Genomic DNA, 18474 nt, shown 5'->3' on the forward strand with positions numbered 1-18474 from the left:
CCGTTTTCCAGGCCTGTGGAAAACTCCGCCGGGCGCATCAGGACCGGCGCGAACCACCCGTCTCCCTACGGCACTTCAGAACGTCAGCACGGCCCGCGCGACCTTGCCCGCCTCCGCGTCGGCCGCCGCCCGCGCGAACTCCTCCACCGGATGGGCCGCCGTCACCAGCTCGTCCAGCAGCAGCCGGCCCTCGCGGTACAGCTCGGCGTACAGCGCGATGTCCCGCTGGGGCCGCGACGAGCCGTACCGGCAGCCGAGGATGGACTTGTCCAGGTACATCGAGGAGACGAGGAAGGACGCCTCGGCGGTGGCCGGCGGCACCCCGAGGAGGACGGCCTGCCCATGGCGGCCGAGCAGGTCGACGGCGGCCCGGATCAGCTCGACGCGGCCCACGCACTCGAAGACGTGGTCGGCCCCGTCCGGCAGCAGCTCCCGCACCTCGTCCACCGAGGTCACGAAGTCCGTGGCACCGAACCGCCGGGCCGTCTCCTCCTTCCCCGGGTTCGCGTCGACGGCCACGATCCACAGCGCGCCCGCGATCCGGGCTCCCTGCACGACGTTGAGCCCGACGCCTCCGGTACCGATCACGACGACCCGGTCGCCGCGGTCGACCCGGGCCCGGTTCAGCACCGCCCCGACCCCGGTCAGGACCCCGCAGCCGATCAGCGCGGCGCTCGGCAGCGGGATGTCCTTCGGGACGGGCACCGCCTGGACGGCCTTCACCACGGTCCGTTCGGCGAAGGCCGAGTTGGCGGCGAACTGGAACACGGGCCGGCCGCCCCGCCGGAACGGCCGCGACGGCCGCCCCATGGCCCGCCGGCACATGGTGGGCCGTCCCCGGTCGCACTCGGCGCACGTCCCGCAGTTCGCGAGCGTGGACAGCGCCACATGGTCCCCTGGCACGACATGGGTGACCCCCACACCGACGGCCTCGACCACGCCCGCGCCTTCGTGGCCGAGCACCACCGGAACGGGGAACGGTATGGTCCCGTCCACCACGGACAGATCGCTGTGGCACAGTCCGGCCGCCGCGACGGCGACCAGCACCTCACCGGGCCCCGGGTCCCGGACCTCCAGGTCGTGGACGACCTCGGCCCGCTCTCCGTCGAACAGCACTCCGCGCATCAGACGCCCCCCTTGGGCTCCCTGGGCAGACCGAGCACCCGCTCGGCGATGATGGTGCGCTGCACCTGGTCCGACCCCCCGTAGATGGTGTCGGCCCGTGAGAACAGGAACATCCGCTGCGTCTCGTCGAGCGCGTACGGCGCCGAGGGCGTCCAGTCCTCCGGTCCGGCACCGCCCGCCGCGCCCCGTATCCGCACGGCCAGTTCACCGAGCCGCTGATGCCAGCCGCCCCACAGCAGCTTGGCCACGCTGGGCGCCCCCGCGTCCCCGGTGCCGCCCAGAGTCCGCAGGGCGTGCCAGCGCATGACCCGCAGCTCCGCCCATTGCCGTACGAGCCGGTCGCGTACGACGGGGTCGGCCACCGCACCGCGGTCCACGGCCTCCCGCACGACCCGCGCCAGCTCGGCGGCGAACCCGATCTGCTGGGCGAGCGTGGACACGCCCCGCTCGAAGCCGAGCAGGCTCATGGCGACCGTCCAGCCCGCGCCCTCACCGCCGACGAGATGCTCGGCGCGCGCGTGGGCGCCGTCGAAGAAGACCTCGTTGAAGTCGCTGGTCCCGGTGAGCTGCCGGATCGGCCGGACCTCGACCCGCCCCGGCTGGTCCATGGGCACGAGCAGAAACCCGAGGCCGTGGTGGCGGCGGGAGTCGGGGTCGGTGCGGGCCAGCACGAAGCACCAGTCGGCCTCGTGCGCGAGGGACGTCCAGATCTTCTGCCCGGTGATGCGGTACGACCCGTCCGGGGCGCGTTCGGCGCGGGTGCGGACCCCGGCGAGGTCGGAGCCCGCCTCGGGCTCGCTGTACCCCTGGCACCACAGCTCCTCGCCGGAGGCGATCGGCGTCAGGAACCGGGCCTTCTGCTCCGCGCTGCCGTGCGCGAGCAGCGTCGGGGCGAGCAGCTTCTCACCGATGTGCCCGGAGCGGGGCGGGGCGCCGGAGCGCGCGTACTCCTCGGCCCATACGACCTGCTGGGTCAGGGTGGCCGTGCGGTTGCCGTACCCGCCCTCGCCCCAGCCGAGCCCGATCCACCCGGCCTTGCCGAGGACCCGCTCCCAGGCCCGCCGTTCCCGTCCGCCCCCGGCGTGCCCGGCCAGCCACGACCGCGCCTCCGTCCGGAACGCCTCGTCCTCCTCGCCGAACGCGAAGTCCACGGTGCCTCCTCGTCTCGAACCAGGTGGTCAGCGGGCGTTGGGGCGGTCGCCGCGCCGTGCGGCCTCCTCGGCGGCCGCCACCCGCGCGAGCATCGGCATGGGGTCGACCCCCACGGTCCCCGGCAGCACCCGGGCGATCCGCTCGGGCGTCCATGGCCCCTCGGCGTGCACGGAGCGCAGTTCGGCGGGCTGCGCCCACACCGCGATCCGTGGACCGGCGACGGTGTACACCTGCCCGGTGACGCCTTGCTCGCGGGCCGCGTCGGACAGCAGGTAGACGACGAACGCCGCCACGTCCTCCGGTTCACCGAGGTCGGCCAGCTCCACGGGCACGCCCGCGGACATCCGGGTCCGGGCGACGGGCGCCACGGCGTTCGCGGTCACGCCGTACTTGTGCAGACCGAGCGCGGCGCTGCGCACGAGCGAGATGACACCGCCCTTGGCCGCGCTGTAGTTGGCCTGTGACACCGACCCCTGGTGGTTGGCGCTGGTGAAGCCGATCAGGGTGCCCGACCGCTGGGCGCGCATCACGGCCGACGCGGCGCGGAACACGGTGAACGTCCCCTTGAGATGGGTGGCGAGGACCGGGTCCCACTCGTCCTCGGTCATGTTGAACAGCATCCGCTCCCGCAGGATCCCGGCGACGCACACCGCCCCGTCGAGCCGTCCGAAGGCGGACAGGGCCGTGTCCACGACCCGCCGGCCGCCCGCCATCGTGGAGATGTCGTCAGCGACGGCGACGGCCTCGCCGCCGGCCGCCTCGATCTCCTTGACGACGGCCTCGGCGACCTCGCCGGCCGGCGAGGCGCCGTCCACGGACACCCCGTGGTCGTTGACGACGACGCGGGCGCCCTCGGCGGCGGCGGCCAGCGCCACCGCGCGTCCGATGCCGCGCCCGGCCCCCGTCACGGCGACCACCTTGCCTGCCAAGAAGTTCCCCATGCCGTGACCCCTTCCCGCCGTTTCTGACGGTCCGTTAGATTTCTGATTCTACGGCCCGTCAGTTGTGCGGGGACAAGACCCGGGGAGGACCCATGTCGCTGCCGGACGCGTTCCACGAGATCGCCCAGCGCGTCAACAACTGGGGCCGCTGGGGGGCGGAGGACGAGCTCGGCACGCTGAACCTGATCACCGACGACGTGGTCCGCGCGGCGGCGGCGTGCGTCCGCTCCGGCCGCCGCGTCCCGCTCGCGCTGCCGCTCGAACAGGACGGTGTGCAGACCGGGATGATCCCGGGCCGGGTCAATCCGCTGCACACCATGGTGCAGATCAACCAGGAGATCTTCGGCCCGGGGACCGTCGCGTGCAGTGACGACGCGGTGGTCATGGGCCTGCAGGCCGCCACCCACTGGGACGCGCTCGCCCATGTGTCGCACTCCGGCCGGCTCTACAACGGCCGTCCCGCCGACAGCGTCACGGCACATGGCGGCGCCCACCATGGCGGCATCGACAAGGCGCGGCACATCGTCTCGCGCGGGGTGCTCCTCGACGTGGCCCGGGCCCTCGGGGTGGCGCGGCTCGACGGCGGGCGCGCGGTCACCCCGGAGGACCTGGAGGCGGCCGAGGAACTGGCGGGCACCCGGGTGCGCGCCGGTGACATCGTGCTGGTCCGGACGGGACACATGCAGCTGTGCCTGGCGGGCGACCGGCACGGCTACGGGCATCCCTCGCCCGGCCTGTCGATCCGCACCCCGGAGTGGTTCCACGCGCGCGATGTGGCGGCGGTCGCCAACGACACCCTCACCTTCGAGATCTTTCCGCCGGAGCACGCGGACCTGTGGCTGCCCGTGCACGCGCTCGACCTGGTGGAGATGGGGATGCCGCAGGGCCAGAACTGGAACCTCGAAAAGTTGTCCACAGCCTGTGGAGAAGAGAGCCGCTACACGTTTCTGCTGGCCGCGACACCCGAGCCCTTCGTGGGCGGCACCGGAAGCCCGGTGGCCCCGGTGGCGGTCCTGTGACGTGCGCGGTGACGTTGCCTGAGCGACGACGCCCGACGCGCGCGTGAGCCAGGCTGGCGGCGCGGCCTCCCCATCCCCCGGCTCCACCCGGGCGGGGAGGCCCCGACCGCCCCGAGCACGGCGCGCGCCGCCATCCGGCTCCGGCGTACCTGCCCCTCCTGGCCCTGGAGAACCGACGCCGAAACACGACCCACACTCGGCAAGGGCCTCCGTCACCGAAGCCCTCGCCGTCCCCTCGCGGCGAATCGCTGACCACAAGCGTGATCAAACGGACACGACTCGTCAACACCCTGTTGGTGATTTGTTACTTACGTCCCATTTGTTGGCACCGCGCATAGGAGCATGACCGGGCGCATCGGGGGCCATGGATCGGGACAGGGACTCGCCTTCTGCATCCGTGCCCCGTATGCCAGGGCCGGGACCGCGGCGCGCGCCCGTCACACCGCCTCGTACGCGAACCCCTCGTAGGCGGAGACGCCGCCGCAGGCGGTGACGGCGGCGCCGGGCTCACCGTCCCGGTCGAGTTCGCACCAGATCCGCTTGCCGGCACCCTCGGAGGCCCAGCCCCAGCGGTCCGCGAGGCCGTCGACGAGGGCGAGTCCGCGCCCGCCCGTCGCGTCGCCGTCGGCACAGCGGGGCACGGGGGCCCTGCCGCTGCGGTCGGCCACCTCGAGCCGTACGGTGGCGGACTCCTGGGGCGCCTCGGGCAGGGAGAGCCGCAGCACGGCCGGACAGCCGGTGTGCACCACGGCGTTGGTGACGAGTTCGGAGACGAGCAGGATCAGCGTCTCCGCGAGCGGCTCGTCGACCCCTATCCCCGAACCGGCGAGCCGTGAGCGCGCCCAGCGCCTGGCTCGCCCCACCTCAGCGGGATCGGGCCGGATCTCCAACTGCACTTGAAGCACCTGCACCGCTCACACCATCCGAACCGGCGGACACTTGAACCCGCGCCTCACGAGGGCCACGATCCTAGCCATTTTTTTCATGGCCAGAACAATGGCCAAAGCCAGGGTCACGGAACGTGAATCCCTTGACTGACAGCATGGTTGACGTACAGTCACCCCAACAAGCGCTTCGGGCATATTCCAGCGCGAAGGATTACCCCTGCTGCATACTGTGCGACGCTTGCCGTGGAGAGTCGAACAGGCGGGGGCGAACGGCCCGTACGCCGGGCGAGCAGCGGCGAGCACCGCCGGATACGAAGCCGCCTCGAAGGCGGCTCCGGCATGGCTCGTACTCGGAACCACTCGCATCCCACACAAGGTACCGGAGCGAACGCCCGACTCCGCCCCGTGACGAGTCACACTCCGGACACAAGGCGATATCAACGCTCCGTGATTCCGGCATGCCACAATCCGCGACATCTTTGTGAGCGCTTTCCACGACCGCGCAGACCACGGCGTTTCAGGTCTCCCCTTTCAGTAATGCGGCCGCCAACAATTCCTCACTTTCCGTAGTGGGCCCCGCACGACGGGTGCGGACCCAGGCCCGCTTCAGATGCAGATGGACCTCGAACTCCCAGGTGAATCCCATGCCGCCGTGCACCTGGAGGCAGTCGCGGGCGTTCCGGGCGGCGGCCTCGTCGGCGAGCAGCCGGGCCGCGTGGACGTCCACCGGATCGCCGGTGACGGCCGCCGCGTGCACGGCGGCCCGCGCCGTCCGGGTCCGTACGAGCATGTCGGCGCAGAGGTGCTGCACCGCCTGGAAGGCTCCGACGGGCCGTCCGAACTGCTCACGGGTCCGGGCGTGTTGCACGGCCAGCTCGCACGTACGCTCCGCACCGCCCAGTTGTTCGGCCGCGGTGAGCAGGACGGCGACGGGGTCCACGGGGGCGGCTCCGGGCAGCCGGTGCAGCGGGGTGAGCGGATCGACCGAGCGCAGCGGTACGGCCCCTGCGGTGTCACCCTGCACCACGTCCGCCGCCTCCGCCCACTCCAGCAGCCCGCCCAGGGCCGCGGCCACGACGGTGTCCCCCTCGGCGGCGCCCGGCACCCGCCCGGCCGCCAGATGCGTCGCCACGAGCGGGCCCGGCAGCAGCGCCCGGCCCGCCTCCTCGAAGACCGGTACCGCCTCGGGCAGTCCGAGCCCCACACCGCCCTCGCTCTCGGGCAGGCGCAACGCGAAGAAGCCTGCGGCACCCAGCTCCCGCCACAGCTCCCGGTCCAGCCGGCCGGGCCGCTCCACGGCGTCCCGCAGCGCCTCGGGCCCGAACCGGCGCGCCAGCAGCTCCCGCACACCGTCCCGCAACGCCTGCTGACCCTTGTCGAGTTGGAGTCGCACCGTTCACCGCCCCTTCGGCAGTCCGAGGATCCGCTCGGCCACGATGTTCCGCTGGATCTGCGAGGTGCCGGCGGCGATGGTGTACGACAGCGAGGAGAGCCGGTCGAGCACCCACGGCCGGTCCAGGTCCAGCGCCTGCGCACCCAGTACGTCGGCGGCGGTGTCGTAGAGCCGCTGACGGGCGTGCGAGTAGGCCAGCTTGAGGACCGAGCCGGTGACGCCGGGCACCCCGCCGCCGTGTTCGGCCTCGCCCACGTTCCACTGCGTCAGCCGCCACAGCGCGCGGAACTCCGCGTGCAGCCCGCCCAGGGCGCGGCGCAGCGCGGGGTCGTCCCAGCGGCCGTTGCGCCGTGCCTCGGCGGCCAGCTCGCGCAGCACCCGGTGGCAGGCCACGACCTCGCCCACGAAGGCCGTGCCGCGTTCGAAGGACAGGGTCACCATGGTCACCCGCCAGCCGTCGTTCTCCGCGCCGACCCGGTGGGCGACGGGGACGCGCACGTCGTCCAGGAACACCTCGGCGAACTCGGTCGAGCCGGCCAGGGTCCGCAGCGGCCGTATGGTGACGCCGGGCGCGTCCATGCGCATCGCCAGCCAGCTGATCCCGCGGTGGCGCGGGGCGCCGGGGTCGGTGCGCACCAGCAGCTCGCACCAGTCGGCCACTTCGGCGTGGGACGTCCAGATCTTGGAGCCGTTCACCACGTAGTGGTCGCCGTCCCGGTGCGCGCGGGTGCGCAGGGCCGCGAGGTCGCTGCCGGCGCCGGGTTCGCTGAAGCCCTGGCACCAGACCTCGTCGCCGCGCAGGATCGGGGGCAGCCAGCGCTCCCGCTGCTCGTCGGTGCCCTCGGCGGCGATGGTCGGCCCGGCGTGCAGCAGCCCGACGAAGGAGGCGCCCACATAGGGCGCTCCGGCCCGCTCGGTCTCCTCCAGGAAGATCAGCCGTACGGTCGGGGAGGCGCCCCAGTGGACGTCGCCGTACCCGGCGTCGTGGAGCCGGCGCTGCCAGCCGAGGTCGTAGGCGCGCCGGCCGGGCCAGTCGTCCGGGGACGGCGGAGGCGGCAGGGTGGGGAGCACCTCGGCCAGCCACGCGCGCAGCCGGGCGCGGAAGTCCTCCTCCTCCGGCGTGTGGGTGAGGTCCATACGGCCTCCATCTGATGAGCCGTCAGATACTGCGCACGGGAAGGCTAGGCCCGCACCCCTGGACCGGCAAGGCGTCCGGCCCTACGCTCTCCGCACGATCTGACGGACCGTCAGTCAACAGATGGTCCGCTCGACGACAGGGGGCCGTCATGGACGACACCGCGCACACCCTGGCTTCCGCCCGGACCCTGTGGGACCTGCTCGCCGCCCGCGCCCGCCTCACACCGCACCGCCCGGCCCTGCTCCAGGACGACCGCGCGCTGGACTTCGGCGCGCTGCGCGACCGCGCCGAGCGGGTGGCGGCGGGGCTGTACGGCCTGGGGGTGCGGCCCGGCACGGTCGTCGCCTGGCAGCTGCCCACCCGGATCGAGACGGTCGTGCTGTCCTTCGCGCTGGCCCGGCTCGGCGCCGTGCAGTCGCCGGTCATCCCCTTCTACCGGGACCGCGAGGTCGGCTTCGCGCTGCGCGAGTCCCGGGCGGAGTTCTTCGCGGTGCCGGGCGTCCGGCGGGGCTTCGACCACACCGCGATGGCCCGCCGCCTCGGCGCGAAGGGCGTCCTCACGGCGTACGACGTCCTGCCCGAGGGCGATCCGGCCGTCCTGCCGCCGCCGCCCGCCGAGGGCACCTCGGTGCGCTGGATCTACTGGACCTCGGGGACGACGTCGGACCCCAAGGGCGTGCTGCACACCGACCGTTCGCTGATCGCGGGCGGCTCCTGCCTCGGGCACGCGCTGCGGCCCACGGCGTCCGACGTCGGCTCGATCGCCTTCCCCTACGCGCACATCGGCGGCCCCGACTATCTGGTGATGGTGCTGCTGTACGGGTTCCCGGCCGTGCTGTTCGAGCAGTTCGCGCTGCCGGAGGCGCTGGACGGCTACCGCCGGCACGGGGTGACGATCGCCGGCGGCTCCACCGCGTTCTACTCGATGTTCCTGGCCGAGCAGCGCCGGCAGCCGCCCGGTACCCGGGTCGTCCCCAGCCTGCGGCTGCTCGCGGGCGGCGGGGCGCCGAAGCCGCCCGAGCTGTACCACGCGGTGGTCCGGGAGATGGGGGTGCGGCTCACCCACGGGTACGGCATGACCGAGGTGCCGATGATCACGATGGGCACGCCGGACGACACCCCGGAGAACCTGGCGACGACCGAGGGGCGGCCGCCCCGGGAGATGGAGGTGCGGATCGTCGACGGCGAGATACGGCTGCGCGGGGAGGCCGTGTGCCGGGGCTATCTCGACCCGGAGCAGACCGCGGCGGCCTTCGACGCCGAGGGCTTCCTGCGCACCGGCGACCTCGGGCACCTCACCGGCAGCGGGCACCTGGTGCTCACCGGCCGTCTGAAGGACGTGATCATCCGCAAGGGCGAGAACATCTCGGCGAAGGAGATCGAGGATCTGCTGCACCGGCACCCGCATGTCGGGGACGTGGTCGTGATCGGGCTGCCGGACGCCGAGCGCGGGGAACGGGTCTGCGCGGTCGTCGAACAGCCGCCCGGCGCCCGGGAGCTGACCCTCGAGGCACTGACGTCGTATCTGCGCGGGGAAGGACTGTCCCCCCACAAGCTGCCGGAGCGGCTGGAGGTGGTGGACGCCCTGCCCCGCAACGAGACCCTGCGCAAGGTCCTCAAGTACCGGCTGCGGGAGCGGTTCTCGGACACATCCGGGTCAGGGCCGGACGCTCACTCCGGGACGGTGAAGTAGCGGGCGAAGGCGGTGACGACGTCGTCCTCGGTGACCGTGCCGTCCCCGTCGGCGTCGAGGGCGGCGGCCGCCGTGCGGGCCGTGTCCGCGGGGACGCCGAGGCGGCCGAGCACGCGCGCGGTGTCGTCGACGGTGACCGTGCCGTCGTCGTCGGTGTCGGCCACGGCGAGGGCCGCGTGCAGGAAGGGCCGGGCGATGTCGGCGAACCGGTCGGGGTTGTCGCGCAGCCGCTTGACCGCGCCGGTGACGAACTCCTCACGGGTGATGCGCTGGTCGCCGTCGCGGTCGGCGATCCCGGCCATGCCCTGCCAGAAGGCCTCGGCGCCGATGTAGAGGGCCTGGCCCTTGTCGGACCGCGCCGGGGTGCCGAACTCGGCGAGCAGCGCCTTGGCCGCCGCGCTGAAGTCCTCCCGGTCGATGTACCCGTTGCCGTCCTGGTCGAAGGTGGCGAACCGGGCCGCGATCCTGCGCTCGTACTCGCTGCTGACCATGTCGTTTCGGGCCGCCTAACGTCACGTGGGGTGCTTGTCGCACGGAGCGTACGACGCCGCGGGCCGCCGGGGCGCCTCGAAGCGGCGGTTGTATCGGAACCGGGGAATTTCCGGTACGAGGATGTGGCCGACCCGCCGGGAGGGCGGGGCGCGTTCAGGCCGACAGGGGACGGGCGTCGTCCGCGACCGCCGCCGCCACGTCGGGATAGACCTCGAACAGCCGACGCACGCCCAGCGCCCCGAGCACCCGGTTGACGTGCGAGCCGTCCACCGCGCCCTGGGCGGGGAGTATCAGCCGCAGACTGCCCTGGCAGGACCGGATGAGGCGGCGGGCCGCGATCAGCACACCGACCCCGGAGGAGTCGCAGAACAGCACGTCGGACAGGTCCAGCACGAGGCTGTGGCGCCCCTCGGCCACCACGTCGTGGACGTGCTGGCGCAGCACCGGCGAGGTCACCAGGTCCAGTTCGCCCGACACCTCGAGGACGGACCAGTCGCCCCGCTCGTCACCGGTCACTTTCAAGGTCACCACCACGCCCCTCGGCCGTCGAAACGGAAGCCATTCCTACGCTTCCTTGCAGCGCGGCTGCCCCAGCGGCTGTTCCCTGAAACTCCCTGCAGAAAACGGTCACCGATCAGATAAGGCTTGTTTCCATCGCATTCGATCCTGTTCGATCGTGTCTGGTCGCACGAAGCGGGTAACCGACCGCGAGCGGAGCCCACTACCACGGATGCGAGGTGTGTCACCAGCCATGACGCTGCAAGGGGCGCACATTGCCACAAAGGGGCGTGTGCCGCCGGACGTGCCGACTACATTCGTGGAGACGGCGGACGCACGCTGGACAGGGACGGACCGGTGAGAGCCTGTTCACAGGCTCCGGAGGGGGGCCGTATGGCGAAGAAGGACGCACCGCCCCGCTGGGACCGCAAGATGCAGCAGCGGCTCGCACGCGGCGAGGCGGCCGCCCTCGGCGAGCTCTACGACAGGTTCGCCTCGCTCGTGCACGGACTCGCGCACACCGTGCTGGGCGACGAACGCGCCGCCGACCGCGTCACCCGCGAGGTCTTCGTCCACGTCTGGGAGCACCCCGACGCCTACGACCCCCGGCAGGGTCCGCTGCGCTCCTGGGTCGCGGCCCTGGCCCACCGGCTGGCCGTGCAGAGGCTGCGCGCCACCGAGACCGCCGCGCTGGTGCGCGCCGGGCAGGGCTCCACCGAGGAGCTGGAGCGCAAGGTGCGCCACGCCTCGGTCGCCGCCCGCGCCGACTACATCGTCCAGTCCATGCCCGCCCCGCTGCGGGCCGCGCTGGAGCTGGCCTACTTCCAGCGGCGCGACTACCGGCAGACCGCCGCCGACCTCGGGGTCACCGAGGAGGAGGCCCGCCGCCGGCTGCGTCTTGGCCTGCAGCTGCTGTCCACGGCCCACGACGCCGGGGCCGGGCCCGGGGCACCACCGGAGTACGGGGGTGCCGCATGACCGGGGCCGAACCGTACGAGCCCGGCGACCACGACCGGCACGGCCTGCACGACCACGACCGGCACGATCGGCACAAGGAGGAGAACGGCCCCGCGGACAGCACCCGCGGAGCCGACGGCATGAACAGCGGCGACGGCGACGACCAGCACCCCACCCCCGAGCCCGGCCCCGGACGGCCGCCCCGCATACCGGTCCCCCGGACCTCCGTCGAGGACACCGGGCGCCCGCTGCCCGACCTGCCGGACGCGCCCGTGCCGGTCCTGGAGCACCGGGTGCTGAAGTCGCTGCTCGGCGCCTGGGCGCTGGCCGCCTGCTCGCCGGAGGAGACGGCCGCCGTGGAGGAGCACCTCGGGGACTGCGGCGGCTGCGCCGACGAGGCGCTGCGGCTGCGGGAGGCCGTCGGCCTGCTGCACCCCGCCGAGAGCCTCGACCTCGACCCGTCGCTGCGCGCCCGGGTCCTGCAGGGCTGCCTGGAGCGGCGCCCGCCGCGCATCCCGGTGCCCGAGTGGGCCGCGCCCTACGACGCCGAGACCGCCCGGCTGGACGCGCTGCTGCAGGACTTCGGGGACGCCGAGTGGCACGCGCCCGTACGGCTGCGGTGGTTCCGCAAGGACGAGCCGACGAGCCGCCGGACGACCGTCGCCGGGGTGATCGCGCATCTGCTGACCGTCGACGGGATGGTGGCGGTCGCGCTCGGCCTGCCCGATCCGCTGGGCGAGGTGTCCGCCCACCGCCCCACGCCGTCCGCGCGGACCGAGGCGTACTGGCGGGCCTCGCACTTCCCGCCGACCCGCGCCGTGCGGGCACCCTGGCGGGAGCAGACCCACGACCTCGTCCGCACGGTCTCCTTCACGGGCGGCGGCACCGGCGCGCTGTCCGTCCCGTACGGCGACTTCGAGCTGCCGCTGCGGGACGCCATGCTGGACCGGGCGTTCGAGTGCTGGGTGCACGCCGAGGACATCGCCGAGGCGGTGGACTACCCGTACGAGCCGCCGTCCGGCAGCGATCTGCACCATATGGTCGACCTGGCGGCGCGGATGCTGCCGAGCGTGCTGTCGGCCCGGCGCCAGGCCGGTCTGGCCGCCCCGCCGCCTCCGGGCCGTCGGCGGCTGGTGACTGCGGGCGAGCCCGGCCGGAGCCTGCGCCTGGAGATCGAGGGGTCGGGCGGCGGCGAGTGGCTGATCCCGCTCGACTCCCCGGCCGCGGTGGGCTCCGCAGAGCACGAGGTGGCCCATGTCGCCCTGGACGGCGCCGAGTTCTGCCGGCTCGCGGCCGGCCATGTGCCGCCAGCGGAGGCGGCGGCCGGGCAGGTCGGCGACCGTGAGGCGATCAGGGACGTGCTGTTCGCGGCGGCGAGCCTGAGCCGGATGTAGGGCGCGGGCTCCCCCGGGCCGTCAGGCGAAGACGACCGTACGGCGGCCGTTGAGGAGGATCCGGCGCTCGGCGTGCCACTTCACGGCCCGCGCCAGCGCCTGGCACTCCACGTCGCGCCCGATCGCGACGAGCTGGTCCGGCGTGACGTCGTGCCCGACCCGCTCGACCTCCTGCTCGATGATCGGGCCCTCGTCGAGGTCGGCGGTGACGTAGTGCGCGGTGGCCCCGATGAGCTTCACGCCGCGGGCGTGCGCCTGGTGGTAGGGCTTGGCGCCCTTGAAGCTCGGCAGGAAGGAGTGGTGGATGTTGATGATCCGCCCGCTCAGCTCCTTGCACAGGTCGTCCGAGAGGACCTGCATGTAGCGGGCCAGCACGACCAGCTCCACGTCCTCCTCGCGCACGACCTCCAGCAACCGCGCCTCGGCCTCGGCCTTGGTGTCCTTGGTCACCGGGATGTGGTGGAAGGGGACGTTGTACGACCCCACCAGTTCGGCGAAGTCGGTGTGGTTGGACACCACGGCGGTGATCTCCACCGGCAGCGCGCCGATCGAGGCGCGGAAGAGCAGGTCGTTCAGGCAGTGCCCGAACCGGCTGACCATGAGCAGGACCCGCATCTTGTCCCCGGCCCGGTGGATCTGCCAGTCCATGTGGAAGGAGTCGCCGATCGCCGCGAAGCTCGCGCGCAGCTTCTCCACCGTGACGGGGGCGTCCGCCGAGAAGTGGACGCGCATGAAGAACAGTCCCGTGTCGTGGTCACCGAACTGCTGGCTGTCCTCGATGTTGCAGCCGGTCATGAAGAGATAGCTCGACACGGCGTGCACGATGCCCTTTTTGTCGGGGCACGACAGAGTGAGGACGTACTGGTCGGCGGGGACCGCGACTCCGGTGGACTGCTCGTTCATGCAGCACAGGGTCCCATACGACGGGTGCCGCGCGGGCGGTCGTCCCGCTACGCGGACCGGGTCATGATGCGCAGCACCTCGAGGGTGCGCGGCGGCGCGTCCGGGTCCTCGCCGTCGGCCGTCGCCAGCCGTACGTGCGCGTCCCGCGCCGCCCGCACCGCCTCCGGCCAGCCCGGGTGGTCGACGTACGCGGAGACCGGGGCGTCCGGGCCGACCTGATGCATGATCCGCAGCACGCGCAGCACGGCGGTGTCGACGAGGGCCGCCTCCTGGGAGTCCCGGAAGATCGTGCCGACGTACTTCTCGGCGGACCAGTTGTCCAGCCAGGTGTCCTCGACGAGGCGGTACACGGCGTCGGTGACGTCGCCGTAGCCGTCCACGCCGGCCAGCCAGACGTCCCGCTGGAACACCGGATCGGAGAGCATGTGCAGCGCGGAGCGCACATTGCTGCGCCAGCGCCACCACGGCATGTCGTTGAGTGGCATGCCGCCCATGGTGGAGGAGCGACGGCCGCGACGGGAAGAGCTATCCGAACCTTGCACGGTCATCGATCGTACGTTCCCCATCCCGGCGGCCTCACCGGCCCCCGTTCTTCACCCCACCGTGACCTATCCGTGACCGAGCGTCACGTTCCTCAGAGCTGCACCGGCTGGCGCTGGGTCAGGCCGTACTCGCGGGCGATCGCGTTCCACAGGTCGGCGGCCGTCTTCTTCTGCTGGCTCGCCGTCCCGCTGTCGCGGTTGCCGGCCTGGGTCTCGTCGGTGACCCGGGCCTGGCCCTTCTTGCACAGCTTCTTCTTGTTTCCGGCCACCTGGTCCGCCCAGGCCGCGTAGTGGTTGTCGGCGGACGCCGACGCCTGCCACGCCCTGTTCAGGGCGGCCGTCAGCCGGGCGTGCTCCGGGAGCCGGTCCACCTTCAGCTTGGCGAGGTCGGCGACCAGGCGGTTGCGCTGCCCGGCGGCGTCCCTCAGGTCCTGCGCGGCCTGCTGGAGGTTCCCGCAGGACTTCACGGAGGCCACGGCCTTGATCACCGCGGTGCGGCTGTTGCCGCTGTCGGCGAGCAGCTTGTCCAGGGCGATCGCCTGCTCCTCCGCCGGGTCGGCGGACGGCGAGGCGGACTCCTCGTTCGCGGGGGCCGTCGCCGAGACGGGCTGGTTCGCCTCGGTCTTGTCGTCGTCGCCCCCGCCGGCGAGCAGCGCGCCCGCGCCGATGCCGAGGGCGACGATCCCGACGCCCACGGCGGCGATCAGCGGGACGCGCGAGCGCCCGCGGCCGCCCCGGCCACCGTCGTCGTCGTGCGGTCCGGGCCGGCCGGGCGGCGGGTAACCGCCCTCATGCGAACCCTGCGGCTGCTGCTGATACGGGGGCAGATGCTGCGTGGCCGGGGCGTGCCCGGCGCTTTCGCTGCGGAAGAGGTTGTCGAAGTCCGAGTGGGGCTGACGCTCGCCGGGGCCGCCCGGCACGGGCGGCAGGAACTGGGTGGGGTCGGCGCCGGAGGCCGCGGGCATCGGACCGGCGCCCTGCCGGGCCCGGCCCAGCACCTGGGTGCTCTCCCCGTGCGTCTCGGGCGGCAGGGCGCCCGGGCCGACCGGCGGGATGACCTGGGTCGCGCCCTCGTCGGCCGGGACGGGCGGTATGAAGCGGGTGGCCTGCTCGTCCGGGTTCGCCGCGACCGGGGGTATGTACTGGGTGGCGCCCTCGTCGGCCGGGGGCATCGGGGCGCCGTAGCCGCCGCCCGCGGGCGGCATGGGCGCGCTCCCGCCGGGACCGCCGTAGGCCCCCTGGCCCTGGCTCGGGTCCTGCACGTACTGCTGCTGTCCGTACGACTGCTGCTGCGGGGCCTGGTACTGCTGCTGGTCCTGGCCGCCCCAGGACTGGTCCTGCGGCGCGCCCCACGGCTGGCCCTGCGCGGCGGGCGGGGCCTGATGATGCTGCTGCTCCGGTCCCCACGGGGTGCCCCAGGACTGGCCGCCGGGCGGCGCCGAGGGCGGGGGCGCGGTCGGCGGGGTCGCCGGCCGGCCGACGGGGTCGCCCGTCATCCCCGGCAGCAGCGGCTCACCACCGTCGGAGGGCAGCACGATGCCTTCGCGCGCGGGCCGCGCCGAGGGCTCCTCGCCCTGTCCACTCTGCGTCACCGGGACTCCTACTAATGGGGGACCTTGTGAATCGTCGGCTCACGCTACCGGCTCCGCCGACGCCGGTGCCACGCAGCCCGGTGCGTGACCGGCGCCCCTGTGACCGCCGTTACAGTCCCGGCCCCTCATCCGTCCGGCAAGTCCCCTTTCGCCACCCGCGCTTCGCGTCCCCCTTCCTTTCACCTCGCCTTCACGACCGGCCGCCCGTCCCGTCAGGCGGCCGCCTGAAGATCGATCCGCTCCCCGAAGTCCCTGACCACGGGCTCGTCCCGGTACGGCTCCAGCCGCTGCTGGAAGTCCTCCAGATACTCGGCGCCCCGGTTGGAGCGCAGGGTCTCCAGAAGCTCCACAGCCTTCAGGCCCGTGTGGCAGGCCTGTTCGATCTCCCGCTGCTGGACCTGAGCTGTGGCGAGAAGCACATAGCCGATCGCCCGGCGGCGTGCCTTCGTCTCCGGCAGCCCCGCCAGCGACTCCTGCGCCCGCCGCGCCGCCGCCTCCGCCTGCCCGAGGTCGCGGTGGCAGTGCGCCAACTCGTCGGCGAGATACGCCTCGTCGAAGTGCCCGATCCACGCCGGATCGTCGCCGGACGCCGGATCCGCCGCCTCCAGCGCGGCCACGGCCCGCCCGGACGACAGCTGGGCCGAGCGCGCGTCGCCCATCAGCGCGTGCCCGCGCGCCTCGGCCGCGTGGAACATCGCCTCGGCCCGCGGGGTCACGCGCCCCCGTGCGCCCTCCTGCGCCGCCCGCGCCAACTGGGCGATCTCCCGGGGGTTCCCGAGCTGGGCGGCGAGATGGCTCATCGAGGCGGCCAGCACATACCCGCCGTATCCGCGGTCCCCGGCCGCCTGCGCGAGGCGCAGCGCCTGGATGTAGTAGCGCTGGGCGAGGCCCGGCTGACCGGTGTCCACGGCCATGTAGCCGGCGAGCTCGGTCAACCGCGCGACGGCGGCGAACAGTTCACGTCCGACGGCCTCCCGGTACGACCCGGCGAGCAGCCCGGAGACGACGCTGTTGAGGTAGTGCACGACGACCGGGCGCACATGCCCGCTGCCGTACTGGTGGTCGAGGTCCACCAGGGCCTGGGTCATCGCGCGTACGGCCGCCACGTCGGACGGGCCCACCCGCGGCCCGGCCGAGCGCGCGACCTGCGCGTCGGGCGCCGAGATCAGCCAGTCGCGGCTGGGCTCGACCAGGGCGGACGCGGCGACGGACGAGCCGGACAGGAAGTCCCGCCGGCCGACGTCGCTGCGCCACAGCTCACACACCTGCTCGATGGCCCCGAGCACGGTCGGCGAGAACTGCAGCCCCACGCCGGAGGCGAGGTTCTTGCCGTTGGCCATGCCGATCTCGTCGATGGTGACGGTGCGGCCCAGCTTGCGGCCGAGCGCCTCGGCGATGATGGCGGGCGCCCGGCCCCGCGGCTGCTGCCCGCGCAGCCAGCGGGCCACGGACGTCTTGTCGTAGCGCAGGTCGAGACCGTGCTCGGCGCCGCACATGTTGACCCGGCGGGCCAGCCCGGCGTTCGAGCACCCCGCTTCCTGGATGAGCGCCTGGAGCCGTTCGTTCGGCTGCCGCGCGACGAGAGGCCTTGCGGCCATTGGCGTACCCCCTGTGACTGCGGTGCCTGCCCGCGCACCGAGTTGACGTCCCTGTCACCGCCGGGGTCCCGCCCCGGGGCACTGGCTGCGCCCCCGGTGGTTCCCGGCCGTGAAGATCAATGCCCCGTCCGCGTACCGAAAATGCGAGGCTTGTGAGGATTGCCGGGGTTACGGCCTGAGCCGGCCCCCCAGGGGGCTACCCCGCGCCGGACGGGGATCCTCGCGCGCGCCCCCACCTGTGCACCCATGCGCCCCGGCAGCGGGCGGGGTGCTCCTCCCCGGCGCGCGCGAGGGCCGTAACCCCCGGTGGGTGCGGGAGTTGTGCTGAGCGTGGAAGAGACGATCCCGGCCACCGAAGCCGCACAGATTCCGAAGCAGCGCGGGGACTCGCTGCTGGAGACCGCCGTCCGTTACGCCGAGGAGCGTCACTGGGACGTGTTTCCGGGGACCTGGCTGGAGGCCGTCGACGGCGTGCCGTACTGCTCCTGCGGTGACGCGGCGTGCCCGGCGCCCGGCGCGCACCCCGCGCGCCCGGACTGGGCGACGCAGGCGACGGGCAGCGCCACGGTCGCCCGCCGGATGTGGCAGAAGCAGCCGACCGCGTCGATCCTGCTGCCGACGGGGCGGACCTTCGACGCGCTGTCCGTCCCGGAGACCGCCGGGTTCCTGGCGCTGGCCCGGATGGAGCGCATGGAGCTGACGCTGGGCCCGGTGACGCTGACGCCGGACCGCCGGATGCACTTCTTCGTGCTGCCGGGTGCCGCCGTGAAGCTGCCGGACCTGGTGCGCCGGCTCGGCTGGTCGGTGGGCTCGCTGGATCTGGTCGCGCTCGGCGAGGGCGCCTGGGTCGCGGCGCCGCCCACCCGGTTCGGGTCCCGGGGCGCCGTGCAGTGGGCGTGCCGGCCCACCCCGGCGAACCGCTGGCTGCCCGACGCCGAGGAGCTGATCTCGCCGCTCGCGTACGCGTGCGGCCGCGACCGCTAGGGCCTCTCGTCTGGATCACGCCGGGCTCGCGGGGTCTGGGACCGCACCTCGCCGCGTTGTCGTCGGTTGCCATGGCGCCCTCCTCCGCCTTGCGATGCACGGCACCGCACCCCGCTCCCTGATCCGGCCTGATCCAGACGAAAGACCCTGGCCCCAGGGGCACCAC

The 18474-nt window shown here is 73.3% G+C and carries 17 protein-coding genes; 5 read left to right on the plus strand and 12 right to left on the minus strand.

All coding sequences use genetic code 11. The features are described from left to right. Positions 1-75: 75 nt before the first annotated feature. The 3 genes from DC008_RS14990 to DC008_RS15000 are packed head-to-tail and all read right to left on the minus strand — an operon-like array spanning position 76 to position 3218. The gene (locus DC008_RS14990; protein ID WP_108707419.1) at positions 76-1125 is read right to left on the minus strand and encodes an alcohol dehydrogenase catalytic domain-containing protein; all 1050 of its coding nucleotides are present in this window, start codon (positions 1123-1125) and stop codon (positions 76-78) included. Next, the gene (locus DC008_RS14995) at positions 1125-2276 is read right to left on the minus strand and encodes an acyl-CoA dehydrogenase family protein (protein ID WP_108707420.1); all 1152 of its coding nucleotides are present in this window, start codon (positions 2274-2276) and stop codon (positions 1125-1127) included. Before DC008_RS14995 ends, DC008_RS14990 begins: the two co-directional genes overlap by 1 nt. 27 nt (positions 2277-2303) lie before the next feature. After that, positions 2304-3218 carry an SDR family oxidoreductase gene (locus DC008_RS15000; RefSeq protein WP_108707421.1) on the minus strand — a complete coding sequence of 305 codons (915 nt, stop codon included), beginning with the start codon at positions 3216-3218 and terminating at the stop codon, positions 2304-2306. 92 nt (positions 3219-3310) lie between these two features. Between DC008_RS15000 and DC008_RS15005 the strand changes: the two genes are divergently transcribed. After that, on the plus strand, positions 3311-4237 hold the full coding sequence (locus tag DC008_RS15005) for a cyclase family protein (RefSeq protein ID WP_108707422.1): 927 nt from the start codon (positions 3311-3313) through the stop codon (positions 4235-4237). Positions 4238-4674: 437 nt separating this feature from the next. Here the strand turns inward: DC008_RS15005 and DC008_RS15010 are convergent, their stop codons facing one another. From DC008_RS15010 to DC008_RS15025, 3 genes are all read right to left on the minus strand, one after another. Continuing rightward, positions 4675-5133: an ATP-binding protein gene (locus DC008_RS15010; RefSeq protein ID WP_108707423.1), complete on the minus strand. Its 459-nt coding sequence runs from the start codon at positions 5131-5133 to the stop codon at positions 4675-4677. Between the two features lie 508 nt (positions 5134-5641). Further along, entirely contained in the window at positions 5642-6517 is an 876-nt protein-coding gene (locus DC008_RS15020; RefSeq protein WP_108707425.1) for an acyl-CoA dehydrogenase family protein, read from the minus strand. Between the two features lie 3 nt (positions 6518-6520). Beyond that, complete coding sequence (locus tag DC008_RS15025; protein ID WP_108707426.1) at positions 6521-7654, minus strand: acyl-CoA dehydrogenase family protein; 1134 nt, start codon at positions 7652-7654, stop codon at positions 6521-6523. 149 nt (positions 7655-7803) lie between these two features. On the opposite strand from DC008_RS15025, the gene DC008_RS15030 reads away from it, so the two are divergent. Beyond that, complete coding sequence (locus DC008_RS15030) at positions 7804-9348, plus strand: class I adenylate-forming enzyme family protein (protein WP_108707427.1); 1545 nt, start codon at positions 7804-7806, stop codon at positions 9346-9348. Here DC008_RS15030 and DC008_RS15035 read toward each other — a convergent pair. Continuing rightward, positions 9327-9839, minus strand: coding sequence for an EF-hand domain-containing protein (locus tag DC008_RS15035; protein ID WP_108707428.1), 513 nt, complete (start codon positions 9837-9839; stop codon positions 9327-9329). The genes DC008_RS15030 and DC008_RS15035 overlap by 22 nt on opposite strands. Before the next feature lie 154 nt (positions 9840-9993). Beyond that, a complete protein-coding gene (locus tag DC008_RS15040) occupies positions 9994-10374 on the minus strand; it encodes an STAS domain-containing protein (protein ID WP_108707429.1) in 381 nt (126 codons plus the stop codon). Between the two features lie 357 nt (positions 10375-10731). Here DC008_RS15040 and DC008_RS15045 point away from each other — a divergent pair, with 357 nt between their 5' ends. Together DC008_RS15045 and DC008_RS15050 are read left to right on the plus strand one after the other, a co-directional pair. Continuing rightward, positions 10732-11316, plus strand: a complete 585-nt coding sequence (locus DC008_RS15045) for a sigma-70 family RNA polymerase sigma factor (protein WP_108707430.1) — start codon at positions 10732-10734, stop codon at positions 11314-11316. A 119-nt stretch (positions 11317-11435) separates the two neighbouring features. Then, positions 11436-12689: a maleylpyruvate isomerase N-terminal domain-containing protein gene (locus tag DC008_RS15050; protein ID WP_244221493.1), complete on the plus strand. Its 1254-nt coding sequence runs from the start codon at positions 11436-11438 to the stop codon at positions 12687-12689. A 21-nt stretch (positions 12690-12710) separates the two neighbouring features. Here the strand turns inward: DC008_RS15050 and purU are convergent, their stop codons facing one another. The 4 genes from purU to DC008_RS15070 form a co-directional block, all read right to left on the minus strand. Beyond that, entirely contained in the window at positions 12711-13592 is an 882-nt protein-coding gene (gene purU / locus DC008_RS15055; RefSeq protein WP_108707432.1) for a formyltetrahydrofolate deformylase, read from the minus strand. A 47-nt stretch (positions 13593-13639) separates the two neighbouring features. Further along, complete coding sequence (locus DC008_RS15060) at positions 13640-14140, minus strand: SCO4402 family protein (protein ID WP_108707433.1); 501 nt, start codon at positions 14138-14140, stop codon at positions 13640-13642. Positions 14141-14226: 86 nt separating this feature from the next. Next, complete coding sequence (locus DC008_RS15065) at positions 14227-15726, minus strand: hypothetical protein (RefSeq protein ID WP_108707434.1); 1500 nt, start codon at positions 15724-15726, stop codon at positions 14227-14229. Between the two features lie 212 nt (positions 15727-15938). Then, on the minus strand, positions 15939-17324 hold the full coding sequence (locus DC008_RS15070) for an NsdA family TPR-like regulatory protein (RefSeq protein ID WP_055623628.1): 1386 nt from the start codon (positions 17322-17324) through the stop codon (positions 15939-15941). 321 nt (positions 17325-17645) lie between these two features. On the opposite strand from DC008_RS15070, the gene DC008_RS15075 reads away from it, so the two are divergent. Continuing rightward, a complete protein-coding gene (locus DC008_RS15075) occupies positions 17646-18308 on the plus strand; it encodes a bifunctional DNA primase/polymerase (protein ID WP_107096819.1) in 663 nt (220 codons plus the stop codon). Positions 18309-18474: the final 166 nt, after the last annotated feature.

It is taken from the genome of Streptomyces nigra, from assembly GCF_003074055.1.
Lineage (GTDB): Bacteria > Actinomycetota > Actinomycetes > Streptomycetales > Streptomycetaceae > Streptomyces > Streptomyces nigra.

Excerpts from the sequence above, each read along its gene's own strand:
- DC008_RS15030 (WP_108707427.1), top strand. The coding sequence starts at position 7,804 with ATGGACGACACCGCGCACACCCTGGCTTCCGCCCGGACCCTGTGGGAC.
- DC008_RS15025 (WP_108707426.1), bottom strand. The coding sequence starts at position 7,654 with ATGGACCTCACCCACACGCCGGAGGAGGAGGACTTCCGCGCCCGGCTG.
- DC008_RS15050 (WP_244221493.1), top strand. The coding sequence starts at position 11,436 with ATGAACAGCGGCGACGGCGACGACCAGCACCCCACCCCCGAGCCCGGC.
- DC008_RS15070 (WP_055623628.1), bottom strand. The coding sequence starts at position 17,324 with ATGGCCGCAAGGCCTCTCGTCGCGCGGCAGCCGAACGAACGGCTCCAG.
- DC008_RS15005 (WP_108707422.1), top strand. The coding sequence starts at position 3,311 with ATGTCGCTGCCGGACGCGTTCCACGAGATCGCCCAGCGCGTCAACAAC.
- DC008_RS14990 (WP_108707419.1), bottom strand. The coding sequence starts at position 1,125 with ATGCGCGGAGTGCTGTTCGACGGAGAGCGGGCCGAGGTCGTCCACGAC.
- DC008_RS15000 (WP_108707421.1), bottom strand. The coding sequence starts at position 3,218 with ATGGGGAACTTCTTGGCAGGCAAGGTGGTCGCCGTGACGGGGGCCGGG.
- purU (WP_108707432.1), bottom strand. The coding sequence starts at position 13,592 with ATGAACGAGCAGTCCACCGGAGTCGCGGTCCCCGCCGACCAGTACGTC.
- DC008_RS15045 (WP_108707430.1), top strand. The coding sequence starts at position 10,732 with ATGGCGAAGAAGGACGCACCGCCCCGCTGGGACCGCAAGATGCAGCAG.
- DC008_RS15060 (WP_108707433.1), bottom strand. The coding sequence starts at position 14,140 with ATGACCGTGCAAGGTTCGGATAGCTCTTCCCGTCGCGGCCGTCGCTCC.
- DC008_RS15035 (WP_108707428.1), bottom strand. The coding sequence starts at position 9,839 with ATGGTCAGCAGCGAGTACGAGCGCAGGATCGCGGCCCGGTTCGCCACC.